This is a genomic window from Saccharothrix sp. ST-888 (genome assembly GCF_000955975.1).
Classification (GTDB): Bacteria; Actinomycetota; Actinomycetes; order Streptomycetales; family Streptomycetaceae; genus Kitasatospora.
Genome location: NZ_JYJF01001158.1, coordinates 1 through 229, shown reverse-complemented (window position 1 = coordinate 229; position 229 = coordinate 1). Strand labels below are relative to the sequence as shown.

1 protein-coding gene is annotated in these 229 nt (G+C 71.2%); it reads left to right on the top strand.

The features are described from left to right. Nucleotides 1–16 precede the first annotated feature (16 nt). Nucleotides 17–229, top strand: a 213-nt coding sequence (locus tag UK12_RS36055) for a hypothetical protein (RefSeq protein ID WP_045307455.1), incomplete at its 3' end; no start/stop codon positions are given.

The following is a 229-nucleotide window of genomic DNA, read 5'->3' as shown; positions in this document are numbered from 1 at the left end:
GGCGTACGTGCGTGGCGTGGCCGTCGACTGGCAGGCGGTCTTCGCCGGCCAGGGCGCCCGCCGGGTGGATCTGCCCACCTACGCCTTCCAGCGCCAGCGTTACTGGCCGCGTACCCCGATCCTGGCGATGGGTGATGTCGCGTCGATCGGGCTCGGTGCGGCGGGGCATCCGTTGCTGGGTGCGAGTGTGGAGCTGCCGGATTCTGACGGAGTGGTGTTCACGGGCCGG